General features: G+C 57.7%; 7 protein-coding genes. 4 read left to right on the top strand and 3 right to left on the bottom strand.

Annotated features, from left to right (window positions below; translation table 11 throughout):
* On the bottom strand, positions 1-949 hold a 949-nt coding region (locus tag M0974_RS20900; RefSeq protein WP_297841124.1), incomplete at its 3' end, for an aldehyde dehydrogenase family protein.
* Positions 950-1,132: 183 nt separating this feature from the next.
* Here M0974_RS20900 and M0974_RS20895 point away from each other — a divergent pair.
* Complete coding sequence (locus tag M0974_RS20895; protein ID WP_297841121.1) at positions 1,133-1,408, top strand: metal/formaldehyde-sensitive transcriptional repressor; 276 nt, start codon at positions 1,133-1,135, stop codon at positions 1,406-1,408.
* A gap of 12 nt (positions 1,409-1,420) precedes the next feature.
* On the top strand, positions 1,421-2,365 hold the full coding sequence (gene dmeF / locus M0974_RS20890) for a CDF family Co(II)/Ni(II) efflux transporter DmeF (protein WP_297841119.1): 945 nt from the start codon (positions 1,421-1,423) through the stop codon (positions 2,363-2,365).
* 16 nt (positions 2,366-2,381) lie between these two features.
* On the opposite strand, the gene M0974_RS20885 is transcribed toward dmeF, so the two are convergent.
* Both M0974_RS20885 and bkdR read right to left on the bottom strand, forming a co-directional pair.
* The gene (locus M0974_RS20885) at positions 2,382-3,461 is read right to left on the bottom strand and encodes an FUSC family protein (protein WP_297841116.1); all 1,080 of its coding nucleotides are present in this window, start codon (positions 3,459-3,461) and stop codon (positions 2,382-2,384) included.
* Positions 3,462-3,501: 40 nt separating this feature from the next.
* Positions 3,502-3,990: a Bkd operon transcriptional regulator BkdR gene (bkdR, locus tag M0974_RS20880; protein ID WP_297841114.1), complete on the bottom strand. Its 489-nt coding sequence runs from the start codon at positions 3,988-3,990 to the stop codon at positions 3,502-3,504.
* A gap of 203 nt (positions 3,991-4,193) precedes the next feature.
* Between bkdR and M0974_RS20875 the strand changes: the two genes are divergently transcribed.
* Complete coding sequence (locus M0974_RS20875; protein ID WP_297841109.1) at positions 4,194-5,426, top strand: 3-methyl-2-oxobutanoate dehydrogenase (2-methylpropanoyl-transferring) subunit alpha; 1,233 nt, start codon at positions 4,194-4,196, stop codon at positions 5,424-5,426.
* A 1-nt stretch (position 5,427) separates the two neighbouring features.
* Positions 5,428-6,332 (top strand): alpha-ketoacid dehydrogenase subunit beta (locus M0974_RS20870; protein ID WP_297841106.1); only part of this gene is annotated, 905 nt, incomplete at its 3' end.

The following is a 6,332-nucleotide window of genomic DNA, read 5'->3' as shown; positions in this document are numbered from 1 at the left end:
CGTTGAACGATAGCGAGCCGGTAAGGCATTCGCTGACGGCGTTGTCCAAGTCGACGCTCGGCAGCACGATGCCAGGATTTTTCGCGTCCAGGCCTAAGGCTGCGCGCAAACGGTGTGGCTTCGGGTGCAGCTTTTTCAGGGCGCTGGCGGCTTTATTAGTGCCGATAAAGGCGAAGATATCCACTTTGCCGCTGGCCATCAGTGCGCTGACGGTTTCCCGGCCGCTGCCGTAGATCACGTTGATCACCCCGGCCGGGAAGCTGTCGCGGAAGGCTTCGAGCAGCGGACGAATCAACAGCACGCCCAACTTGGCCGGCTTGAACACCACGGTGTTGCCCATGATCAACGCCGGAATCAACGTGGTGAAGGTTTCGTTCAGCGGATAGTTATAAGGGCCCATGCACAACGCAACGCCCATGGGCACGCGGCGAATCTGGCCGAGGGTGTCTTGTTCCAACTCGAAACGGCTGGAGCGACGATCCAGTTCCTTGAGGGCATTAATGGTTTCGACGATGTAGTCACAGGTGCGATCGAATTCCTTTTCGGAGTCCTTGAGGCTTTTGCCGATTTCCCACATCAGCAAATTGACCACCGCTGTGCGTTGTTCGCGCATGCGTACCAGAAAGGCTTCGACGTGCTGAATGCGCTCGGCAACGCGCATGGTCGGCCAAACGCCCTGGCCTCGGTCGTAGGCGTGAACTGCGGCGTCCAGCGCGGTCAGTGCGGTGTCGGCGTCGAGCAACGGCGTGCTGCCGAGGATGACTTGTTCGTCACCGTGATCGGTGCTCAGGTACACCGGGCTGTGCACGGTAGCCAGCGGCCCCGGCCAGATCCGCAGCACGCCGTCCACCAGGTATTCGCGCTGTTCGATTTGACCGTTGAGGCGATAGTTTTCCGGGATGTCGGAATCGGTGGGAAACAGGTTGTGGAGAATACTCTCGGTGATCATGGCTCTATCCCCTAATGAATACGTAACGAAAAAAATCATCTCAATTGCGATTTACTTTCCAACGCAGCGACACATCTGTCCAGCACTGCCTGCCTACGAATCGTTCAAACACCGCCAGTAGGGCTTGTGCGGCATCGAGTTTTCAGTGATTATCACCGCCTGTATAGGGAGGGGGGGTATGGTATGTCGCACATAATGTCCGGTAAGGACGAACTGCTGAAACGAGTGAAACGTATCGCTGGGCAGATCAATGCCGTAGAGCGCGCTCTGGAGTCTGATCTGGACTGTGGAAAGACCCTGCACCTGGTGGCGGCAACGCGCGGTGCGATCAACGGGTTGATGGACGAGATCATTGAAGCCCATGCCCGTGAGCACGTGGCGCACCCCGATTTGAGCGATGAAGAAAGGGCTGAAGGCGTCGAAGAATTGCTTGAAGCCATACGCCGATACTCAAAATAGAAGGTTTACACCATGGTTAGTCCACAACTGAATTACGCCCATGACCATGTGTTTTTGGGTTCCGCGCACGATGAAAATGCTCAGCGCACCCTATGGGTGGTAGCCCTCACCGTGGTGATGATGGTCGGCGAAATCACGGCGGGCTACCTGACCGGTTCCATGGCCTTGCTGGCTGACGGTTTTCACATGGCGACGCACGCCGGGGCGTTGGGCATTGCAGCGGCGGCCTATGGCTACGCAAAGCGCCATGCCTCCAACGCCAGTTACAGTTTTGGCACCGGCAAAGTAGGCGATTTGGGTGGATTTGCTTCGGCGCTTATTCTGGGTCTGGTGTCCATCGGCATTGGTTTCGAATCAGTGCTGCGCTTGTTTGAACCGACTCAAGTGCAATTCGGCACAGCGACGTTGATCGCTATCGTCGGGCTCGCAGTGAACATCGTCAGCGCGCTATTGCTGTCCGGCAGCCACGGTCATCACCATCACCATCATGATCATGGGCACGACCATCATGACGCTCACGGCCACAGCAGCGCCCATAGCCAGGACAACAACCTGCGATCGGCGTATGTGCACGTCTTAGCCGATGCATTGATCTCAATTTTGGCCATAGCCGCTTTGCTCGCCGGTCGATACCTGGGTTGGGTGTGGCTGGACCCGGCCATGGGCATTGTCGGCGCGTTGGTGGTTGCGCGCTGGGCCTGGACGCTCATGCGCGATACCGCAGGTGTGTTGCTCGACAGAACCGATGACCACGTTGCTGAAGAAATTCGCGAGATTTTGAGCAAAACCGACGACGCAACGATTACCGACCTCCACGTGTGGCGTGTCGGCCCCGAAGCGCGAGCGGCGATTGTCAGTGTTCTAGGCAGTTCGGCGATTGATGCGGACACTATTCGCCAGCGATTGGCGCCGGTGCACGAGGTCACACACCTGACTGTGGAATACCGCACTGCCTAGGGTTATGACGCCTGACTCAAATTGTCCATTGCTTGGAAACCTTAGCCAGCCGTTGGCGCATGTCGTCGATATTGGCGGCCAATTGCAGGGTTAATAGGCGATAACCGTCCAGCGCCGAATACACCGGTGTGTTGGTCATCGGCTCTTTGTCAACGCCAGGCACCGGGCGCTCAAGGCGTTCTGCGTTGCCGGTTTGCAGGGCGCGGGCCATGCCCACCAACTGGATGCGTATCTGACGGTTTTCAGCTTTTAGCGACAACTGCAGCGAAGCCATGGCCTGTTCGTCGGTTGCGGCGGGGCGGGTGTTGGCGAGAATTTCCAGGGTGCTGATGCACATCCGCAGGTTGCGCTGGATCGCGTCCAACTGATTGACCGAGATTTTCACCTCCTTGGACACAGACGGCATCAACGAGCGCAGTTGCACCATGGCGCTGTTCAAGCGGTTCATCAGCTTCAGGTACTCGTCGTCGGTCACCGATTGGCCGTTGATGATGCGGCTGTGAATGGCTGCACAATCGCGTAAAGCACTCGCCAAGTTGTAGCGCCAAGAGAACACCGCATACAGCGGCAAGGCGAAAGAGAACGCCAAGGCCAGCGCGATGCCGATCAGAATATCCACAGTACGCCACAGGCCATCGGCCACCGGGTTATCGCCATGCCCGGCGACGATAAACACGGTAATCGCCGACAGCAACGCCGTGTAACCACCTTTGCCAATCGCGTGATACGCAAAAAAGCCGCACACCACCGAGATGCCTACATAGGTCAGCGTCGGGCTGCCAAAAAATGCGAACTGCGCAATAAAAAACAGTCCAACCGCCGCGCCGATCAGCGTGCCGTAAGCCCGCTCTGCGGCTTTTTTGCCAATGTTGCCGTGGTGCTGCAGCCCGCCAATCACCACTAGCATGGTGATCGATGCCCATTCACCGTGGGGCAGGTTAATACCGGTGGTCAGTAATATCGACGCCAGTAAGCCCAACGATACCCGCACAGAGTGAATCACCCGGGCGTGACGGTAACGGCGATAAGGGTCCAGCAGTGGCCGCAGCAGTTTGCGCAGCAGCCAGGGAAGTCGAGAAGATCGGGAGTATTTCATCGGTTCAATCAGACCTTATTGTGGGCAGCGCTGGACCGGCCTAATTGCCGAGAATCAAACCATTGGCGGGTAACGGTAGGGCGGTTTTGTAGCGCACCTGCTTCAGCGCAAAGCTGGAGCGGATATTCGCCACGCCAGGAACTTTGGTCAGGAAGTCGAGCAGAAATCGCTCCAGGGATTGAATGGTCGGCACCAGCACCCGCAGCATGTAATCCGGATCGCCTGCCATCAAATAACACTCCATCACTTCGGGGCGGTCGGCGATGGCGTCTTCGAACACGTGCAGCGCTTCTTCCACCTGTTTTTCCAGGCTGACGTGAATGAACACGTTGACGTGCAGGCCCAGTAATTCGGGGTCCAGCAGGGTGACTTGTTGGCGGATGAGCCCCAGTTCTTCCATCGCCTTGACCCGGTTGAAACACGGGGTAGGGGACAGGTTGACGGAGCGAGCCAGGTCCGCATTCGTGACTCGGGCATTCTCCTGAAGGCTGTTGAGAATCCCTATATCGGTCCGATCCAGCTTACGCATGAGACAAATACGCCTGTTTGTTTTAGTTATTTAGAATAATTGTCCCTAAATGACCTTTGGCGCAACCAACATGAGAAAAATATTCTCTACGCTCAGGAATATGATTTGTGCAGGACAAGACGTATCAAGGTTTGTCCAACACATTGATACCGCTCCAACGCCCAACAAAACATATGACAAGATCGAGCGTAGAGAGAATAGCCATGAACGAATACGAACCCCTGCGCCTGCACGTTCCTGAACCTTCCGGCCGTCCAGGCTGTAAAACCGATTTTTCCTACCTGCGATTGACCGGTGCTGGTGAGGTACGCAAGCCGCCGATTGATGTCGAACCGGCTGACACAGCAGACCTCGCCAAAGGCTTGATCCGCGTTCTCGACGATCAGGGCCAAGCGCTTGGGCCGTGGGCCGAAGGCGTGCCGGTGGAGATTCTGCGCAAAGGCATGCGTGCCATGCTCAAAACGCGCATTTTCGACAACCGCATGGTCGTCGCCCAGCGTCAGAAAAAAATGTCCTTCTACATGCAAAGCCTCGGCGAAGAGGCTATTGGCAGTGCTCAGGCGTTGGCCCTGAACGTCACCGATATGTGCTTCCCGACCTACCGCCAACAAAGCATTTTGATGGCGCGTGAAGTGCCATTGGTGGACCTGATTTGCCAGCTGTTGTCTAACGAGCGCGATCCACTCAAAGGCCGTCAGCTACCGATCATGTACTCGGTGCGTGACTACGGTTTCTTCACCATCTCCGGCAACCTCGCCACTCAGTTCGTTCAAGCAGTCGGCTGGGGTATGGCCTCGGCGATCAAGGGTGATACGAAAATCGCCTCGGGCTGGATCGGCGATGGCGCCACCGCTGAAGCCGACTTCCACACCGCCTTGACGTTTGCCCACGTTTACCGCGCACCGGTGATTCTCAACGTGGTCAACAACCAATGGGCGATCTCTACGTTTCAGGCGATTGCGGGCGGCGAAGCGACAACTTTTGCCGGTCGCGGAGTGGGCTGCGGCATCGCGTCATTGCGCGTCGATGGTAACGATTTCGTTGCGGTGTACGCCGCTTCGGCCTGGGCCGCAGAACGTGCGCGGCGCAATTTGGGGCCGACGTTGATCGAGTGGGTGACCTACCGCGCCGGTCCGCACTCGACCTCTGACGACCCGTCCAAATACCGTCCTGCCGATGACTGGAGTCACTTCCCGCTGGGTGATCCGATCCTGCGCTTGAAGCAGCATCTGATTCATATCGGCCAGTGGTCCGAGGAAGAGCACGCCGCTACCAGTGCTGAACTCGAAGCCGAGATTATCGCCGCGCAGAAAGAAGCAGAGCGCTATGGCACCTTGGCGGGCGGGCAAACACCTAGCGCCGCGACGATGTTCGACGACGTTTACAAAGAGATGCCCGAGCACCTCCGTCGCCAACGTCAGGAACTGGGGATTTGACATGAACGATTTCAACAACGACATCCAGTTGGACACCGCCATGACCACCACCAACATGACCATGATCCAGGCGCTGCGCTCGGCCATGGACGTGATGCTCGAACGCGACAATGACGTGGTGGTATTCGGTCAGGACGTGGGCTACTTCGGTGGCGTTTTTCGCTGCACCGAAGGGCTGCAAAACAAATATGGCACCTCCCGGGTGTTCGACGCGCCGATCTCGGAAAGCGGGATCGTCGGGGTTGCGGTGGGCATGGGCGCCTATGGTCTGCGGCCTGTGGTCGAAATCCAGTTTGCCGACTACGTCTACCCCGCGTCGGATCAAATCATTTCTGAAGCCGCACGTTTGCGCTATCGCTCGGCCGGCGAGTTCACCGCTCCGTTGACCCTGCGCATGCCCTGCGGCGGCGGCATTTACGGCGGCCAGACCCACAGCCAAAGCATTGAAGCAATGTTCACCCAAGTCTGCGGTTTGCGCACGGTGATGCCGTCCAACCCGTATGACGCCAAGGGCCTGTTAATTGCCTCCATCGAGTGCGATGACCCGGTGATCTTTCTTGAACCCAAGCGCCTGTACAACGGCCCATTCGATGGCCACCACGACCGCCCGGTGACGCCGTGGTCGAAACACCCGGCCAGCGCCGTGCCTGACGGTTATTACAAAGTGCCGCTGGACGTGGCGGCAATTGCCCGTCCCGGCAACGACGTTACGGTACTGACCTACGGCACCACGGTGTTCGTATCGCAAGTTGCCGCAGAAGAAACCGGGGTCGACGCTGAAGTCATCGACCTACGCAGCCTGTGGCCGCTGGACCTGGAAACCATCGTCAATTCCGTGAAGAAAACCCGTCGCTGCGTGGTTGTGCATGAAGCCACGCGCACCTGTGGTTTTGGCGCCGAGCTGGT

Source organism: Pseudomonas sp. (assembly GCF_026224925.1).
Classification (GTDB): Bacteria; Pseudomonadota; Gammaproteobacteria; order Pseudomonadales; family Pseudomonadaceae; genus Aquipseudomonas.
Note: the sequence above shows the minus strand (reverse complement) of the source record. Positions and strands in the feature narration are given on the sequence as shown.

Bases quoted from the DNA above. Each gene is read 5' to 3' on its own strand.
- bkdR (WP_297841114.1), bottom strand. From the start codon at position 3,990: ATGCGTAAGCTGGATCGGACCGATATAGGGATTCTCAACAGCCTTCAG.
- M0974_RS20875 (WP_297841109.1), top strand. From the start codon at position 4,194: ATGAACGAATACGAACCCCTGCGCCTGCACGTTCCTGAACCTTCCGGC.
- dmeF (WP_297841119.1), top strand. From the start codon at position 1,421: ATGGTTAGTCCACAACTGAATTACGCCCATGACCATGTGTTTTTGGGT.
- M0974_RS20895 (WP_297841121.1), top strand. From the start codon at position 1,133: ATGTCGCACATAATGTCCGGTAAGGACGAACTGCTGAAACGAGTGAAA.
- M0974_RS20885 (WP_297841116.1), bottom strand. From the start codon at position 3,461: ATGAAATACTCCCGATCTTCTCGACTTCCCTGGCTGCTGCGCAAACTG.